Genomic DNA, 17615 nt, shown 5'->3' on the forward strand with positions numbered 1-17615 from the left:
GATGACGTAACGTGGATAGATGTTCAGCTTTAGCTTTTGAAGCACAGAGCATCGACATGAAGTCCGGCTAGCGGGTAGCGCTTCAAGTTTGTACATGTAAAAAAGCCCCCGCAACCTTAAGGCTGCGGGGGCTTTTTCGTAGGCGGGACTCAGCTCACTCCTGAGCCGCCGTCTCCTTCGCTTGACGCTTCTCGATCACATCCACCAACCGCTGCGCCAATTTCGGGTAGTTCTCGTCGAAGTGATGACCGCCAGGCAGTTTCATCGCCTCTCCAACCGCGGTCTTGTCGGTACAGCCGCTCTCGTCGACTTCCTCTTCACCGTAGATGCACACCACTTTCTCCGGCGGCAGCTTGGCCATTTCCGGGCCGGTGGCGGCTTCTTTGCCGGCGTTGCCGAGCCAGCCTTCGACTTCAATTTCGAAGCTGCCGGTGCGGGCGAAGGCCAGCAGGATAATTGCGTCGACGCGTTGCTGCTCCGATGGCTCCAGGCGGTTGTAGATCGCCGGCAGGACGTCGGCGCCGAACGAGTAACCGGTCAGGATGAAGCGCTTGGTGCCCCATTTCTGCCGGTAATGCTGCATCAGCTCGGCGAGGTCCAGGGCGCTTTGCTCCGGGCTCTTGTGTTGCCAGTAGTAGCGCAGGGTGTCGATGCCGACGACGGGGTAGCCGATCTTCGCCATCTCGCCCGCGACGTCACGGTCAAGGTCGCGCCAGCCGCCGTCACCGGACAGGAACAGGGTCACGGTGTCCTTGGCTTGGCCGGCGGGCACTTCGACTACCGGGATCTGCAGGCCGCCAGCGGCTTTGTCACCGCCAACGAGGATCTTGCGCAGTTCGTTGTTCAGCACTTGCGGCAGGTTAATGTCGTAGTCGCTGATGCTGGTTTCGGCGTTGGGTTGGTCGCGCACGAAACCGGCGCTGGTGTCGTCCGGGTTGTCGTTCCAGGCCACCAGCCAGTGCCCGTGAGCGGCGCTTTTCGGTAGCAGGTGGGTGCAGCCTGGTTTTTCCAGGGCTAGGTCCACCGAGACGGCTTGAGCCTTGTCGTCCTTCTGCTCGGACAACCAGCGCCACGCCAGCACGGCGCCAGGGCCGATGCCGCTGACCAGGGTCGCCGGGCCTTTGAGTTCTCTCAGGGCCGATTGCAGGGCGCGACTTTGCAGCAGGCAGTCTTTGGGCAGGATCACCTGAACAATCTGCGCCGAGCCGCTGCGGCTCAGGGTCATCAACTGTTTGTTGCTGAGCTTCTGGTCTTCATTGACCGCCACCAGCACCTGGGCGCGTGGCGTGTTGCCGGGGATGACACGGGTCATCGCGGCGCCATCGGCCGGCGTCAGCTGTTCGAGGGTCGGTTCGGGTGCCGGGCGTTTCAGGTACCAGTAACCGCCACCGAGAATCAGGGCCAGCACTACCAGTGTGGCCAGTACGTACCGCAAGGAGCGTTGAATCATCAGCGTTTCACCAATCCAGTCAAGCCGCCCGCAATCAGGGCAGCAGTGTCGGCCAGGGCAACCAGCGGATCGAGTCCGGCGGGCACGGCCATATAACGGGGTTCCCAGTCAGGCTGGAATTTGTCTTTGAAACGGCGCAAACCTTGAAAGTTGTAGAGCTGCTCGCCACGGCGGAAAACCATCGAGCCCAGACGCTGGGTCAGGGGGGCGCCACGACGGGGTTGCAACCCCGACAACGGCACCATGCCCAGGCTAAAGCGCGCGTATCCATGATTTTTATAATGTTGAATCAGGCCGACCATCATGAACTCCATGGTCAGCTTGGGGGCATCCGGGTGCGCGCGCATCAGGTCGAGGCTGGCCAGGTCATGACCATAAGTCTCGAGCAGGTTGGCGAACGCCACTGGGCGCCCTTCGAAACGAATCACCGCAACGCGGAAATGTTTGAGGTAATCATCGCTGAAACGACCGAGGGAGAAGCCTTTCTCGCGCACGTTCTTGCCGGTCAGCCAGGCATCGGAAATTACCTTGAGTTCTTCCATCGGTGCTTGCCCTGGATCAAAGATCTCCAGCGACAGGCCATCGCGAGTGCCGCGGTTCCAGGTGTAGCGCAGGTCTTTCATCTCTTTGCCTTTGGCCTCGAGATCAAAGCGAAGCAGATCGACCCGGGCTTCTTCGCCGAGCTTGATCGCGGTCAGGCCGATGTCCATGTAGTACGGCAGGTTCTCGGCGCGCACTTGATAGAACACAGGGCGGGCGTGGTGGATGTCGCAGAGGTCGCGGAACTGCCAGATCATTTCCGCCCGCTGCTGGGTCGGGCCGATCGGGTCATACAAGGCCACCAGGCTGCGACCACGGCGGGCGTACATCAGGAACGCCTCGTCGTTGGGGTGAAACAGCAACGCCTTGTCACCGGTCAGGGCGAGGCCGCCATCCGGTTGTGCGGAGGCCATCAGGATCTTTACCGCGCGGTCCAGCTCATCGGCCGTTGGCAGATGAATCACCGGGCGCGCGGTGCGCAGCAGCCAGGTCAGGGACACCACCACCAGCAGCACGGCGGCGCCGAGCAGCGAGCGCAAGCCTCGCGGGGCATCGGCGTCGAGGGTGAACTGCCACCAGAGCTGATGGCTGTACGGGACGTCCTGATAGGCGAACAGCAACAGCCAGATCGACGCACCGAGTACGCACAGGCTCGCCACCAGATACAGCGGCGAGAACGGTACCTCGGTCAGACGGCTGGGGCGATAGAACGAGCTGCGGAAAACCCCCAGCAAGCTCGCAGTCAGGGTCAGCAGGCAGGCTTCTTCCCAATCGAAACCCTTGAGCAGAGAGAGCAGGGCAGCGACCAGCAACAAGATGGTGGTCAGCATCCAGGCGGCCGACAGTCGGCGGCGCAGCCCTTGAGCCAGCAGCAAGCAAAGCACGCCGATCAGGCTGGCACCGAAGTGCGAGGCGTCGACCAGTCGATGCGGGATCAGAAAACCGATGTGCTCCAGGCGTGTGTCGATTTCCGGGGTGGCGCCGGAGAACAGCAGCACCACGCCGGACAGAAAGACCAGTACCGCCAGAATCGGTGCGGCCAGGCCGGACGCAACCCTTAAGGACTGACGCGATTGAAACAGGCGCTGACCTTCGTTGATCAGCAGGAACACGCAGGCCACCAGCAATGGCAGCACCACGTAGATCAGGCGATAGAGCAGCAGGGCGGCAGCGAGTGGCGCAGCGCCGAGTGTGTTGGAGAAGGCGGCCAGCAGAATCGCTTCAAACACCCCGACCCCGCCGGGAACATGGCTGAGTACACCGGCGGCCAGGGCCAGCAGGTACACCAGCAGGAATGCGCCGAAGGGCGGCGCTTCAGGCAGCAACAGATAGAGCACGGTTGCCGCGGCGGCAACGTCCAGGGCCGTGATGATCAGTTGCAGGAACGTCAGGCGTCGGCCAGGCAGGCGCAAGGTGCGGCGTCCGACCTTGACCAGCAGGTTGTCCGGGTAAGGTTGCTCTGGCAGGCGGCGGCGGTAAATCCCGATGGCCAGTACGCTGAAGAGCAGCAAAACGGCCAGGGCGATGACACCCAGCAACATCTCGGACAGACCCAGGGCGGCAGAAGCGCCAGGCAGGTTGCTGAGGGTGGCGAGGGCGGCCAGTGGGGGCAGGGCGCAGCCGAGCGAGAGGCTGGCGAACAGCGTCATGTGAGCGACTTCAGAAGCGCCCAGGCCATGGCGTGCATATAAACGGTAACGAACCGAGCCTCCCGAGAGCATCGAAAGGCCGATGGCATTGCCGATGGCGAAGGCGGTGAACCCGCCCAGGGCCAGGATTCGCGGCGCCAGTGCCACGCCCGCGTAGCGGCTGGCCGACCATTCGTAGCCCAGCAGGATAATGAAGCCGACCACGGTCGCGCCCAGCGCACCCAATAATGCCGGTTTCGGAACGTCGAGAATCGAGTCGTGCAGAGCGTACAGATCGAGTTCGCTCAGCAGGTGGCGACAGGCAATCAGCGCGATAGCGAACAACAGCAAAGTGACGGCCAGGCCGATGGGCTGGCGGTATTTGCTGATTCGATCAAGCAAGCGCAGACGCTCGGCCTTGATCGGTTGTGTCGCTGTGACGGTGTCTTGTGGATCAGACGAGTTGGCGCGCATCAATCACCTCTTGGATTGTGCGCGACAGGATGGGGGTATCCAGCCAAGTTACCAATCCCTGTAGAAAAAAATAATCACAAATATTAACGCCTCTCACCGGGTATCGGCGATGGTACGTCATCAGTCGTAGAGGGTTCTGTCTGTGGCTCAGCATAGTCTGGGCTCAGAGCATGGGTGAACCCGAACGGCTCGCTACACAGTGGCAGATCATTGTTGCGAAAGGACTTTTTCAACAGATACAAAAAAGGCCACTCTTTCGAGTAGCCTTTTTTGATGTTTGGTTGCGGGAGCCGGATTTGAACCGACGACCTTCGGGTTATGAGCCCGACGAGCTACCAGACTGCTCCATCCCGCGTCTGTGTGGCGGCATTCTACAGGCGAACGCTGGAGTGTCAACCGTTAATCCCAGTATGGCTCAAATAAGTGTAAAACGACGGCGAACGGTTACAAGGGGGGCCTAAGTTTCGGAATCAGAACGATTTCTTGTTTCTGTGCCGTAAGGCATAGAGCGCTGATTTTTTATAAAACAGGCACGCACAAAAAAGGCCACTCTTTCGAGTAGCCTTTTTTGATGTTTGGTTGCGGGAGCCGGATTTGAACCGACGACCTTCGGGTTATGAGCCCGACGAGCTACCAGACTGCTCCATCCCGCGTCTGTGTGGCGGCATTCTACAGACGAACGCCTGAGTGTCTACCGTTAATCCTGAATAGGGTCAAATAAGCGTAAATGAGCGGCGAACGGTCATGGGGGGAGACTTAAGTTTCGGAATCAGAACGATTTCTCAATTCTGCGCCGTCAGCCGTTTCCCGCTCTTTCTATCTTGTGTTTACAAAAGAGACGCGCACAAAAAAGGCCACTCTTTCGAGTAGCCTTTTTTGATATTTGGTTGCGGGAGCCGGATTTGAACCGACGACCTTCGGGTTATGAGCCCGACGAGCTACCAGACTGCTCCATCCCGCGTCTGTGTGTCGGCATTCTACAGAGGATCGACAGGCTGTCAACCTTCAGTCCAGAGAAAACCTCTTCCCGTTCAATCGCTTAGCTAGAAACCAGGGCTGAGTGATTGGCTGTAAGGCCGGTGTGGCAAGGCTTTCGGTTCTATCAGGTGCAGCTTTTCGATTAAGAAAATAAATTTATCGGCGCTTTTCCTACAAGTAGAAAAGAACATTCAGAGTACTGGTGCTATATACAGGTGTCAGTGAGATACTGCCGATCTGACTCGCCAGTACGCCATTTCTTCACCATGAACACTGCTTTTATATGACGCAGCGAAAAATCATCCACGTCGATTGTGATTGCTTCTACGCCGCCATCGAGATGCGTGACGACCCGCGCCTGGCCGGGAAGCCTCTGGCAGTGGGCGGTTCCGCGGATCGACGTGGAGTGATCGCCACCTGCAATTATGAGGCGCGGGCTTATGGGGTGCGCTCGGCCATGTCTTCCGGACATGCCTTGAAGCTGTGCCCGGACCTGACCATTGTCAAGCCGCGCATGGATGCCTATAGAGAAGCCTCTAAGGAAATTCACACGATCTTTCGCGATTACACCGACTTGATCGAGCCGCTTTCCCTGGATGAGGCCTACCTCGACGTGTCTGACAGCGCGCATTTCGGTGGCAGCGCCACGCGGATCGCCCAGGACATTCGCCGTCGTGTCTCTAATCAACTGCACATCACTGTTTCAGCGGGCGTTGCGCCAAACAAGTTTCTGGCCAAGATCGCCAGCGACTGGAAGAAGCCCAACGGCTTGTTCGTCATTACGCCGGATCAGGTCGAGGATTTTGTCAGTGGTTTGCCGGTGAGCAAGTTGCACGGCGTTGGCAAAGTGACCGCAGACAAATTAGGCAGGCTTGGCATCGTCGATTGTTCGCATCTGCGCGAATGGGACAAGTTGGCGCTTGTGCGCGAATTCGGCAGCTTCGGCGAGCGACTCTGGAGCCTGGCTCGTGGGATCGATGACCGATTGGTGCACAACGACAGTCGTCGGCAGTCAATCAGTGTCGAAAACACCTACGACGTGGACTTGCCGGATCTGGTGAGCTGCCTCGATAAATTACCCGAGTTACTGGAAACCCTGGCCGGCCGCATGGCGCGAATCGACAGCAGCTATCGACCGGGCAAGCCGTTCGTCAAAGTGAAATTCCATGACTTCACCCAGACCACTCTGGAGCAGGCCGGGGCAGGGCGGGATTTGGGGAGCTATCAGTTGTTGCTGACCCAGGCGTTCAATCGTGGCGGGAAGCCGGTGCGGTTACTGGGAATTGGGGTACGGCTGGAGGATTTGCGGGGCGGGTTTGAGCAGATGGAGTTGTTTGAGCGTTAGTTCGGTGGTGAATGTCAGGACCTCTTCGCGGGCAAGCCTCGCTCCTACAAATTTATGCTTTCTGTAGGAGCGGGGCTTGCCCGCGAAGCTTTTGCTTTTAATTCGGTCCCGGATCCGCGACCAGTCGCCCAGCATCCTTGGTCAATGACTTGAGGAATTCGGTCTGCAGCTCGGGGTCGTTGCGCGTCAGTTCGATCAAACTCTGTTCCAGTTCGGTCGCTTCTTCTTCCAGCCCCAGTTCCGACAAACGTTTGACCCGGTGTACCCACTGGCTCACTTCGTCGTCTTCGAGGTCGTCGTAAATCAGCCCGTGAGCTTCGAGCAGCTTGCTGCGCAAGGAGCTACTGACCGCCAGAGACGAATTGGTGTGCACCTCGTCCTGAGCATCCTGGACACTGATCAGCAGCCGGCTCAGATGATTGATGTCGTGTTCGGCGAACGGGCTGTCCAGCAGGTTCACGCGCAATACACCGTTTTTGTCGGTGCTCATCTCGAACGTTTCCTTGCCGGCCTTGACCTCAACCGGACGCTCGCTCCATGGCAGGCTTGAGTATTCGGTGCGCTTGTCGAGCTGGACCTCGTCGATTCCCGCCAGGTTCTGTTGCGCGCGACCATGAGACTGCACGTTCATGAACGGGTTGAGCCCGGCGAAACCGTAGCTCAACCAGTCTTTCGTCACGCTGTCCGGCAGGTTGCCGAGGGCGAACACGTTGACCACGTTCGCACCGACACCGGCCACCACGGCCACCGCACCCAGCGGGATCTCGTAAGCCTCCCGCCAGGGTTGGTAGGGCGTGTAGCGGTCGTAGTGGCGTGTGACTTCGAATTCGGTGACTTCGAAAGTCTTCTGCTCGTGGATCTTCACCCGACGTTGCGGCAGCTCAAGCACCTTTGGCTCGCCGACATCAATCTGCAGGCTGTGATCGAGCAATTTACGCTCGACACGTTCCTCGTGCTCGCTACGTTGTGACATGTGATTGGCACAGCCGCTGACCAGCAGGGTGCCGCACAGGGCGGCACCACCGAGGCCTAAGGTGTTTCGCTTGAACATGACTTCTCTATCTGGTGTCAGCGGCGGATACGGGACTGAAGGAAGGCCAGCACGTCTGCGACCGGCAGCGCTTGCGCTTCAGGCTCGGTGCGGCTCTTGTATTCAAGATTGCCTTCGGCGAGGCCGCGGTCACTGACCACGATCCGGTGAGGAATGCCGATCAGCTCCATGTCCGCGAACTTGATGCCCGGGCTGGTTTTCTTGTCGCGGTCGTCCAGCAGTACTTCGAAGCCGGCGGCAGTCAATTCTGCATACAGCTTGTCGGTGGCTTCGCGAACCTGTTCGGTTTCGTAGCGCAGCGGTACCAGAGCGATCTGGAACGGGGCCAGCGTGTCGCTCCAGATGATCCCGTTGGCGTCGTTGTTCTGCTCGATGGCTGCAGCCACCACGCGGGACACGCCAATACCGTAGCAACCCATTTCCAGGGTGACAGGCTTGCCATTCTCGCCCAGCACTTCGCACTTCATCGCTTTGCTGTACTTGTTGCCCAGCTGGAAGATGTGCCCGACTTCGATGCCGCGCTTGATTTCCAGGGTGCCCTTGCCATCCGGGCTCGGGTCGCCGGCGACCACATTGCGCAGGTCGGCAACGGTCGGAACCGGCAGATCACGCTCCCAGTTCACGCCGAAGTAGTGTTTGTCATCGATGTTGGCACCGATGCCGAAGTCGCTCATCAATTCGACGGAACGGTCGATGATGATTGGCAGCGGCAGGTTCAGCGGGCCCAGGGAACCGGCGCCGGCGCCAATGGCGTCGCGCAGTTCGGCTTCGGAGGCCATGACCAGCGGGCTGGCAACGCCTGGCTGGTTGCCGGCCTTGATTTCGTTCAGCTCGTGGTCGCCACGGATGATCAGGGCAATCAGCTTGCCTTTCTCTTCAGCGTGAACCACCAGGGTCTTGATGGTCTTTTCAATCGGCAGGTTGAAGCCTTCGACCAGTTGCGCGATGGTCTTGGCGTTCGGTGTGTCGACCAGGCGCAGCTCTTCGGCAGGTGCAGCGCGGGAGGTCTCGCGTGGCACGGCTTCGGCTTTCTCGATGTTCGCCGCGTAGTCGGAGCCGTTGCTGAAGACGATATCGTCTTCGCCGGATTCGGCCAGCACGTGGAACTCGTGGGAGCCAGCACCACCGATCGAGCCGTTATCGGCTTCAACCGGGCGGAATTTCAGGCCCAGACGGGTGAACACGTTGCAATACGCCTGGTGCATACGGTCGTAGGTGACCTGCAGCGATGGCTGGTCAGCGTGGAAGGAATAGGCGTCCTTCATGATGAATTCGCGGCCGCGCATCAAACCGAAGCGTGGACGGATTTCGTCACGGAATTTGGTCTGGATCTGGTACAGGTTGATCGGCAGCTGTTTGTAGCTGCTCAACTCGTTGCGCATCAGGTCGGTGATGACTTCTTCGTGAGTCGGGCCGGCGCAGAAATCGCGACCGTGGCGATCCTTGAAACGCAACAATTCAGGGCCGTATTCTTCCCAGCGACCGGATTCCTGCCACAGCTCAGCCGGTTGGGTGCTCGGCATCAACACTTCGAGAGAGCCCGCGTCGTTCATTTCTTCACGAACGACGGCTTCGACCTTGCGCATCACTCGCAAGCCCATCGGCAGCCAGGTGTACAGGCCCGAGGCGAGTTTGCGGATCATGCCGGCGCGCAGCATCAGCTGATGGCTGATCACGACCGCGTCGGAAGGCGTTTCTTTCTGTGTGGCGAGCAAAAATTGACTGGTGCGCATGGTTGGCCGTTGTCGGTTGCTGATGACGAGAAATGACGGAGCATTGTACGGGCGAGATCTGCTGGCGTACAGGCGTGCGGTCGGCGGGGTGTGGCGGGAGGGCGGGAATCCCCGCGCCCTCTGCGCTGCTTCCTGCTAAAGAACCTACGATTCTTCCGCGACCTGGGTCGGAACCGGTTCTGGTGTCGGCGTTGGCGTCGGGCCTTCGCGGCGGCTTTCCTGGAACCAGTGCAACGCGATCAACAGCAGCGTCGGAACGCCCAGCAGGGCAGTGATCAGGAAGAAATTGTGATAACCGAATTTCTCCACCATGACCCCCGAGTAGCCGCCGATCAGGCGTGGCAGCAAGAGCATGATCGAGCTGAGCAGGGCGTACTGGGTCGCGGAGAACTTCAAGTTGGTCAGGCTCGACAGGTAGGCGACAAACGCCGAGGTCGCCAGGCCCGAACTGAAGTTATCCAGGGAAATGGTGAGGATCAGCATGTTCAGGTTGGCGCCCATGTCGGCGAGCATCAGGAACAGCAGGTTGGTGCCGGCTGATGCAATGCCGCCGATGAGCAGAATCGGCAAGATGCCGAAGCGCACAATCAGCAGGCCGCCCATGCCGGCGCCGACCAGGGTCATGATCAGGCCAAAGATCTTGCTGACGCTGGCAATCTGATCCTTGGTGAAGCCCTGGTCGATGTAGAACACGTTAGCCATCACGCCCATGACCGTATCGGACATCCGATAGGTGGCGATCAGCCCAAGCAGCAGGAACGCTTGCCAACGGTAGCGCAGGATAAAGTCGTTGATCGGCGTCAGTACCGGCGCCAGGCCACGGCGGCCAATGGCCGACAGGCATATAGCGGTGAGGGTGGTGTAGAGGATCGCCCGCAGGAACGCGCGGTCTTCGAGCAGCAGGTCGAGCACGCTCACGCCTTCGAACAGCACGCTGGCGAAATCGGTGTTGTACAGCTGGGTGAACATGGCCGGCACGGAAACCAGCAGCACGATCAGCACAAACACCGATGCCAGTTGATGCACAAAGCTGTAACGCCCGGCCTGAAGCTGCGTGCGTAGCGGCACCGGCGGTTCGCGCATGAAAAAGGAGGTCAGCAGCGCTGGAACCATCAAGGCGCCGAACAGGATGTAGGTGCCGGCCCATGCCGAATGCTTATAGTTGAAACCGGTGGAGCCGAAGCCTTCAGCGAAGAACAGGGCGCCGGCGGTGGCCAGCAGCGCGGCGATCCGATAACCAGACATGTAACTGGCGGCGAGCGCGGCCTGGCGGGTGTCGTCGGCGATTTCCAGGCGATAGGCGTCGACTGCGATGTCTTGCGTCGCCGAAGCGAAGGCGACAACCACAGCAATAGCGATCAGCCAGGACAAATGCTTTTGCGGGTCGCAGAAACCCATCCCGATCAGGCCGAGAATGACGAGCGCCTGGGAGAGCACCAGCCAGGAACGTCGGCGACCGAGCTTGCCGAGCAATGGCAGGCGCCATTGGTCGAGCAGCGGTGACCAGACCCATTTAAAGGCGTAGGCCAGGCCGATCAGGCTTGCATAGCCAATGGTTTCGCGCGCTACGCCAGCTTCGCGCAGCCAGACCGAAAGTGTCGAAAACACCAGCATGTAGGGCAGGCCGGCGGCGAAACCAAGCAGCAACAGTACAAGCGTCGAGGGGCTGGCATAGGCGGCGAGCGCAGCGCGCCAGGTTTTACGGGGCATGGGCTGGAGTCTGCCTCAAGAAATACGGAAACAAAGCGCGCACTCTAACCGCTGTGCTCTACCGGGCGCCAGCCATGGCGCTGAATATCAACACGATTGTTCAGGATACTGATGCCCTCCATGCGCAAACGCGCGCGTTGTTCATCCCCTGAAGGGCTGCCTGCAGGCAGGCTGATACGCCCGCCGGCGCCGAGCACGCGGTGCCAGGGTAATTTGCTGTCGCCCGGCAGTTGGCTCAGTGTCCGCCCGACGAAGCGGGCGGCGCGACCCAGTCCCGCCAGCTCGGCGAGCTGACCGTAACTCACGACTTTGCCTTCTGGGACTTGCGCCAGAGTCAGGTACAGCGCCGTGCGTCGGATTTGCGCCGGACTATCGGTTTCAGTGGTTGAGTCGGTCACGTCGGCAGTTCCTGAAAAAGTTCGCCTTACCGTCTGTAGAGTAAATCCTGGATCGCCTATTGAGAAATGAACTCAATAGAAATAGTCGGGTCAGTCCTTGTTAGGGCCTTATTCGTATGGATAATGCCGACTTTTTTTCGCAAATTTGAGCCTGTATTTGCTTATGTTGTCCAGAACCCTGCTGTGCCTTGCTGTCGCCAGTGCCTCCACGCCCTTGCTCGCCGATACCGTCTGGTTGAAGAACGGTGACAAGCTGAGCGGCAAGATCACCGTTTTTGATGGCGGCAAGCTGTTGATCCAGACCGAATACGCCGGTGCCGTCCCGATCGACTGGAAGCAGGTCAAAACCCTGGAAAGCGATCAGCAGTTGCTGGTCAAGCAGGACGCTTACACCGGTGAAAAGGCCAAGGCGCTGCATGCGGCAGAAGACGGCAAGGTCACCCTGGCCAATGGCGACGCTCCCAAGACTGTGGAGCTGGCAAGCATTCAGCAGATTCTCAAGCCCAAGCCTGTCATCGAGGATTTGGTGTGGAAGGGTAATGTCGATGCAGCGCTGGATTATCAGCGGGCCGAGAAAGACACCGACGATTACGATATCGACTTCAAGACCACTGCGCGTCATGGCAAATGGCGACACACCGCAGAAGGCGAGTACAACCGCGAATTTCAGGATGACGTGGTCACTACCGACAACTGGCGGGGCGAATACTCGCTCGACCGCTTCCTGACCGAGAAGTGGTTCTGGCAGGGCCGCGCAGTCTATAAACGCGACAAGGTCGAAGAACTCTCTCGTCAGCGCACCGTCGGTACCGGCCCCGGTTACCAATTCTGGGACGACGAGCTGGGCGCATTCTCGCTGGGGTCGCTGGTCAACCGCACGGACTATGAGTTCGCTGACGGCAGCAAGGAAAACTTCTACTCCCTGGCGATGAAGTGGGACTACAACCGCTACCTGATCGGCAAGAAGGTGGAATTCTTCACCAATGGCGAAGTAGGCAGGCCTTTGTCGGGCGTGGCGGATTACGCGCTCGATGCTGAAATGGGCTTGCGCTACAAAGTGACCGAATGGGCGTCGCTTAACCTGAAGGCCGAGAGAGACATCATCAGCGGCACCGACGAGGCTGATTTGGACAAGACCCGGTACACCGCCGGGTTTGGCGTGGCCTGGTAAGCGCCGCTTAAAGATCAAAAGATCGCAGCCTTCGGCAGCTCCTACATTGGATTGACATACATCCTGTAGGAGCTGCCGAAGGCTGCGATCTTTTTTTGCGTAGCAAAAACATACGCCCACAAAAAAGCCCCGCTTTTGAGGGCGGGGCTTTTTACTAAAGCAAGTACAAGTTAGATAACTTGAACTTCTTCAGCTTGCATGCCTTTCTGACCGCGGGTAGCGATGAAAGAAACCTGTTGGCCTTCTTTCAGGCTTTTGAAGCCGTCGGATTGGATAGCTTTGAAGTGAACGAACAGGTCGTCACCGGATTGTGGAGTGATGAAGCCGAAGCCTTTTTCATCGTTGAACCACTTAACGGTACCAGTTTGGCGATTAGACATGGTGTAACTCCTTGAACAAAGATAACTGCGACTCAGGAAGAACCCTGGCCGAGACTGAGTGCAAAGAGCAGGAAAAATTCTTGTAGATGGTTGGATCGAAATTCAACATATCGTGTAGAGATTCTCAGTGACACAAGCAGCACAGTGGCGCCACCTTAACCCTTTTTCCGGAACGTGCCAATGCTTGCGGCGAAGGTTTCTCTGTTTTCATGACTGACGGTCCGCTGGTTTTCCCCCAAGGGCCGGAAATTACGGGGGATTGCCAAGATTTGTGACCCGGACTTTGAACCCGAAGCGCGCGCCCGGTAAGATGCCGGACAGATTTTTTCCACCTCGCTATTCAGGACACCCGCCATGAGCATCAAATCGGACAAGTGGATTCGCCGCATGGCGCAAGAGCACGGCATGATCGAGCCCTTCGTAGAGCGCCAGGTGCGCGGCAGCGACGATAGCCGTGTGATCTCCTACGGCGTGTCAAGCTACGGCTACGATGTGCGTTGCACAAATCATTTCAAGGTGTTCACCAACATCAATTCGGCAATCGTCGACCCGAAAAACTTCGATGCCGGCAGCTTCGTCGACATCCACAGCGACGTGTGCATCATTCCGCCGAACTCCTTCGCCCTGGCCAGCACCGTCGAGTATTTCCGCATTCCGCGTAATGTATTGACCATTTGCCTGGGTAAAAGCACTTATGCGCGCTGCGGTATTATCGTCAACGTCACGCCGCTTGAGCCTGAGTGGGAGGGTCATGTGACCCTGGAGTTCTCCAACACCACCAATCTGCCGGCGAAAATCTACGCGAACGAAGGCGTGGCACAGATGCTGTTCCTTGAATCCGACGAAGAGTGCGAAGTGTCCTACAAAGACCGTGGCGGCAAATATCAGGGCCAGCGCGGCGTCACCCTGCCACGCACCTGATCCGTTCGTCTGGCAAGTCGTGGGAATTCTTGAGCGGGGAGACACTCTATTGGGTGTACTGCCCGGTTCGCGCAATGCGGACGGGGCCATCGCTCAGGAGTGCCCTATGAAGATCGATCCGCGAATAAGTGCCGAACTGGCAAGGCTTGAGCCCAATCAGGTTGGCGTTTTGGCCTGGTCCTTGTTGGCACATCCACCTATCAACATGGCAGGGGGCATCCCCGGTCAGCCTGATCCCGATACCCCCAACGAACAACCCACCGAGCCCGGTGAGCCTACGCTGCCGGATGAGCCGCCTCCCGCGCCTGTAGCCTGATACCAAAACGTGTGTAGGAGCAAAGCTTACTCGCGATGAACGATAACCCGGTCGTTAATGGACCGCGTCGCCTTCATCGCGAGCAAGCTTTGCTCCTACAGGGTTTTAGGGTTACTTGAGGTTGCCGCTCAGGAACTGCTTCAACCGCTCACTCTTCGGATTGCCCAACACGTCTTCCGGTGCACCTTCTTCCTCCACCAATCCCTGGTGCAGGAACAACACCTGATTCGAGACCTTACGGGCGAAGCTCATTTCGTGGGTCACCATGATCATGGTTCGGCCTTCCTCGGCCAGCCCCTGGATCACCCTGAGCACCTCACCCACCAGTTCAGGATCGAGGGCCGAAGTGGGTTCGTCGAACAGCATCACTTCTGGCTCCATGGCGAGTGCCCGGGCAATCGCCACGCGTTGCTGTTGACCACCGGAAAGAAACGCCGGGTATTGATCCGCCACGCGCGAGGCCAGGCCCACCTTGTCGAGATAGCGTCGGGCACGGTCTTCGGCTTCCTGCTTGCTGCATCCCAGCACCCGACGCGGGGCCATGGTGATGTTTTCCAGCACCGTCATGTGGCTCCACAGGTTGAAGTGCTGGAACACCATGGCCAGGCGGGTGCGGATCCGTTGCAGTTCATCGGCATCGGCCACGTGCATGCCGTGGCGATCCTTGATCATGCGGATGTTCTTGCCGTCCAGGCTCATGGCGCCGTCGTTGGGTTGTTCGAGAAAGTTGATGCAACGCAGGAAGGTGCTTTTGCCCGAGCCGCTGGCGCCGATCAGGCTGATGACGTCGCCGGTGTTGGCCTTGAGCGAAACGCCTTTGAGTACTTGATGTTCGCCATAGCTTTTATGCAGGCCTTCAATGGTCAGTTTGTACATGGGGCATGCATCCTCAAGGCGAAAGTAGGTAGCCGCTGCGATAGGCTTCGGTGCCCGCAATGTGGGCGATCACCATGCCGGCAGTGGCCATGCGCCGTAGCGAGCGGGCGTACATCAACCCGGCGACGGTGCAATGAACGGGGGTGACGCGGTCAAGGATCGGGTCGATGATTTCAGCAATCAGTTGCCCGGCTTCGAGGTATTCCCCTGGAAGCGCGGTGAACACCAGCAGCCCGCCGACCGGTGTCGCTACCGGTTCAACGCCGGCCAGCGGCGTAGCCGGGTAGGGCAGTTCAGGCAGCGACGCGGGTTCGCCGGCAATGGCGCCGAAGTGAGTCAGGTAATCGATCAGCGCCTGGCAATCAAGGCTGGCCAGCGGGTGATTGACGTCACCCTGGCCGCGCAATTCGACGGTGACCGAAAAACTGCCCAGCGGAATATCAAAGTGTTCGCCGAAGCGTTCCTTCAACTGCCACCAGAGCAGGGTGAAGCATTCGTCGAACGACTGACCGCCGGAGTCGGTAGCCAGCAGGCTGGCTTCGGCACCGATGTACCGCGCCAATGGCTCGACCTGCGGCCAGGCCTCGGGCGTGGTGTAAAGGTGCGCGACCGCTTCGAAATCGCAATGCAGGTCCAGCACCATGTCGGCATCGCAGGCCAGCCGTTGCAGAACCAGGCGCTGGGATTGCAGTTGCGTGCTGGCCGTCTGTTGGGCGAGGGCATTGCGCAGGCTGCTGCGAATCAGTTCGAGGTTGTGCTGCGGATCGTCGCCGAGCAGGCCTTCGATCTCGTTGCCAACGGCTTCGCTCAGATCGACGAACCAGCGATTGAAGTTCTGCCCGCTTTCGAGGTCGTAACGGCCCAGCGGCACATCCATCAGCACTTGTTCGAGGCCGACCGGGTTGGCCACCGGCACCAGCACGATTTCGCTGCGCAGACGGCCGGCGGCTTCGAGTTCCGCCAGACGCTGCTTGAGGTGCCAGGCAACCAGCATGCCGGGCATTTCGTCGGCATGCAGGGATGACTGGATGTAAATCTTGCCTTTGGCCGATGAGGGGCCGAAGTGAAAGCTGTGAATCTGTCGAGCGGTCCCCGGCAGCGGGGCCAGCAGGTCATGAATCTGGTGGCGCATGTCTCTTTATCCCTAAAGCGGGTCCTAGTGGGTCGGCCCGAGGAAGGCCAGCCATCGGCGTTCGGCGAGGCGGAACAGGCCGACCAGCGCAAAGGTAACGGTCAGGTAGATCAGCGCGGCGATGCCGAACGACTGGAAGGTCAGGAAGGTCGCCGAGTTGGCGTCCCGCGCGACTTTCAAGATGTCCGGGATGGTCGCGGTGAAGGCCACGGTGGTCGAGTGCAGCATCAGAATCACTTCGTTGCTGTAATAAGGCAACGAACGACGCAGGGCCGAAGGCATGATCACGTAGGCATAAAGCTTCCAGCCTGTCAGACCGTAAGCCTTGGCCGCTTCAACTTCACCATGCGCCATGCTGCGAATCGCCCCGGCGAAAATCTCCGTGGTGTAGGCGCAGGTGTTCAGGGCGAAGGCCAGGATCGTGCAGTTCATCGCATCGCGAAAGAACGCATCCAGCACCGGTTGGGCGCGCACGGCGGCCAGGCTGTAGATGCCGGTGTAGCAAATCAGCAGCTGGATATACAACGGCGTACCGCGGAACAGGTAGGTGTAGAACTGCACCGGCCAGCGGATATAGAAGTGCGGCGAAACCCGGGCGATGGACAGCGGAATCGACACCAGGAAGCCGATGAAGATCGACGCACTGAGCAGCCACATGGTCATGGCCAGGCCGGTGATGTTGTAGCCGTCGGTATAAAGGAAAGCTTTCCAGTATTCCTGCAAGAGTTCGATCATCGTACGGCCTCCCGGGAACCGGCGGCGTAGCGGCGTTCGAGCCAGCGCAGGACGAAGTTGGAGGCGCTGGTGATCAGCAGGTAAATCAACGCTGCAAGCACCAGGAAGTAGAACAGTTGATAAGTGCTTTTGCCTGCATCCTGCGCAGCCTTGACCAGGTCGGCGAGGCCGATGATCGAGACCAGTGCGGTGGCCTTGAGCATCACCATCCAGTTGTTACCGATACCCGGCAGGGCAAAACGCATCATCTGCGGGAACACCACGATCCAGAAACGCTGGCCGCGCTTGAGGCCATACGCGGTTGCCGCTTCGACCTGGCCCCGTGGAACCGCGAGAATCGCGCCACGGAAGGTTTCGGTGAAATACGCGCCATAAATGAAGCCCAGGGTGATGACCCCGGCGCTGAACGGGTTGATCTCGATGTATTCCCATTCCATGAAATCGGTAAACGACGTCAGCCAGGTCTGCAGGCTGTAGAAAATCAACAGCATCAGCACCAGGTCCGGCACACCGCGAATCAGTGTGGTGTAGAGCTGGGCCGGTACGCGCACCAGTTTGACTTTTGACAGCTTGGCACTGGCGCCGAGCAGCCCGAGCAAAACGGCCACCAACAGCGACAACACCGACAATTTGATGGTCATCCAGGTGCCTTCCATCAGCAACGGACCGAAGCCCTGAAGGCTGAAGGCTGAGAGCCCCAGGTTTTGTAGTAGGTTTTCGAACATAAATCAGCAACCTGATCGGGTGAAAAAAGCGCCCATCGCAAGATGGGCGCCG

Annotated in this window: 15 protein-coding genes and 3 tRNA genes; 4 read left to right on the plus strand and 14 right to left on the minus strand. The window is 59.0% G+C overall.

Annotated features, from left to right (window positions below):
- Positions 1-154 precede the first annotated feature (154 nt).
- The 5 genes from PMI27_RS07765 to PMI27_RS0229685 all read right to left on the minus strand — a co-directional run bounded on the left by PMI27_RS07765 (position 155) and on the right by PMI27_RS0229685 (position 5053).
- The gene (locus tag PMI27_RS07765) at positions 155-1450 is read right to left on the minus strand and encodes a virulence factor family protein (RefSeq protein ID WP_008153954.1); all 1296 of its coding nucleotides are present in this window, start codon (positions 1448-1450) and stop codon (positions 155-157) included.
- Positions 1450-4092, minus strand: a complete 2643-nt coding sequence (mprF, locus tag PMI27_RS07760) for a bifunctional lysylphosphatidylglycerol flippase/synthetase MprF (protein ID WP_008153952.1) — start codon at positions 4090-4092, stop codon at positions 1450-1452. The genes PMI27_RS07765 and mprF overlap by 1 nt, the downstream gene beginning before the upstream one ends.
- Positions 4093-4370: 278 nt before the next feature.
- Positions 4371-4447 (minus strand) — tRNA-Met (locus tag PMI27_RS0229675).
- A gap of 221 nt (positions 4448-4668) precedes the next feature.
- Positions 4669-4745 (minus strand) — tRNA-Met (locus tag PMI27_RS0229680).
- Positions 4746-4976: 231 nt separating this feature from the next.
- Positions 4977-5053, minus strand: a tRNA-Met gene (locus tag PMI27_RS0229685).
- A 300-nt stretch (positions 5054-5353) separates the two neighbouring features.
- Between PMI27_RS0229685 and dinB the strand changes: the two genes are divergently transcribed.
- Positions 5354-6415, plus strand: a complete 1062-nt coding sequence (gene dinB, locus PMI27_RS07755; RefSeq protein WP_008153950.1) for a DNA polymerase IV — start codon at positions 5354-5356, stop codon at positions 6413-6415.
- A 97-nt stretch (positions 6416-6512) separates the two neighbouring features.
- Here dinB and PMI27_RS07750 read toward each other — a convergent pair whose 3' ends face one another.
- From PMI27_RS07750 to PMI27_RS07735, 4 genes are all read right to left on the minus strand, one after another.
- On the minus strand, positions 6513-7466 hold the full coding sequence (locus PMI27_RS07750) for a hypothetical protein (protein WP_008153945.1): 954 nt from the start codon (positions 7464-7466) through the stop codon (positions 6513-6515).
- Between the two features lie 17 nt (positions 7467-7483).
- Positions 7484-9199: a proline--tRNA ligase gene (locus PMI27_RS07745; RefSeq protein WP_008153943.1), complete on the minus strand. Its 1716-nt coding sequence runs from the start codon at positions 9197-9199 to the stop codon at positions 7484-7486.
- A gap of 144 nt (positions 9200-9343) precedes the next feature.
- Positions 9344-10909 carry an AmpG family muropeptide MFS transporter gene (locus PMI27_RS07740; protein WP_008153940.1) on the minus strand — a complete coding sequence of 522 codons (1566 nt, stop codon included), beginning with the start codon at positions 10907-10909 and terminating at the stop codon, positions 9344-9346.
- Positions 10910-10953: 44 nt separating this feature from the next.
- A complete protein-coding gene (locus PMI27_RS07735) occupies positions 10954-11307 on the minus strand; it encodes an MGMT family protein (RefSeq protein WP_008153938.1) in 354 nt (117 codons plus the stop codon).
- A gap of 163 nt (positions 11308-11470) precedes the next feature.
- Between PMI27_RS07735 and PMI27_RS07730 the strand changes: the two genes are divergently transcribed.
- Entirely contained in the window at positions 11471-12478 is a 1008-nt protein-coding gene (locus PMI27_RS07730; RefSeq protein WP_008153937.1) for a DUF481 domain-containing protein, read from the plus strand.
- Between the two features lie 170 nt (positions 12479-12648).
- Here PMI27_RS07730 and PMI27_RS07725 read toward each other — a convergent pair whose 3' ends face one another.
- Positions 12649-12858, minus strand: a complete 210-nt coding sequence (locus tag PMI27_RS07725; protein WP_002554837.1) for a cold-shock protein — start codon at positions 12856-12858, stop codon at positions 12649-12651.
- A 354-nt stretch (positions 12859-13212) separates the two neighbouring features.
- Between PMI27_RS07725 and dcd the strand changes: the two genes are divergently transcribed.
- Both dcd and PMI27_RS07715 read left to right on the plus strand, forming a co-directional pair.
- Positions 13213-13779: a dCTP deaminase gene (gene dcd / locus PMI27_RS07720; protein WP_007904652.1), complete on the plus strand. Its 567-nt coding sequence runs from the start codon at positions 13213-13215 to the stop codon at positions 13777-13779.
- A 106-nt stretch (positions 13780-13885) separates the two neighbouring features.
- On the plus strand, positions 13886-14095 hold the full coding sequence (locus PMI27_RS07715) for a hypothetical protein (protein ID WP_008153934.1): 210 nt from the start codon (positions 13886-13888) through the stop codon (positions 14093-14095).
- A gap of 111 nt (positions 14096-14206) precedes the next feature.
- On the opposite strand, the gene PMI27_RS07710 is transcribed toward PMI27_RS07715, so the two are convergent.
- The 4 genes from PMI27_RS07710 to PMI27_RS07695 are packed head-to-tail and all read right to left on the minus strand — an operon-like array spanning position 14207 to position 17563.
- Complete coding sequence (locus PMI27_RS07710; protein WP_008153933.1) at positions 14207-14971, minus strand: ABC transporter ATP-binding protein; 765 nt, start codon at positions 14969-14971, stop codon at positions 14207-14209.
- A 13-nt stretch (positions 14972-14984) separates the two neighbouring features.
- Positions 14985-16103 carry a succinylglutamate desuccinylase/aspartoacylase family protein gene (locus tag PMI27_RS07705; RefSeq protein ID WP_008153930.1) on the minus strand — a complete coding sequence of 373 codons (1119 nt, stop codon included), beginning with the start codon at positions 16101-16103 and terminating at the stop codon, positions 14985-14987.
- Between the two features lie 24 nt (positions 16104-16127).
- Positions 16128-16838: an ABC transporter permease gene (locus PMI27_RS07700; protein ID WP_008153929.1), complete on the minus strand. Its 711-nt coding sequence runs from the start codon at positions 16836-16838 to the stop codon at positions 16128-16130.
- Positions 16835-17563: an ABC transporter permease gene (locus tag PMI27_RS07695; protein WP_008153927.1), complete on the minus strand. Its 729-nt coding sequence runs from the start codon at positions 17561-17563 to the stop codon at positions 16835-16837. Before PMI27_RS07695 ends, PMI27_RS07700 begins: the two co-directional genes overlap by 4 nt.
- Between the last annotated feature and the right edge of the window lie 52 nt (positions 17564-17615).

The organism is Pseudomonas sp. GM41(2012), assembly GCF_000282315.2.
In the GTDB taxonomy this organism is placed as follows: Bacteria; Pseudomonadota; Gammaproteobacteria; order Pseudomonadales; family Pseudomonadaceae; genus Aquipseudomonas.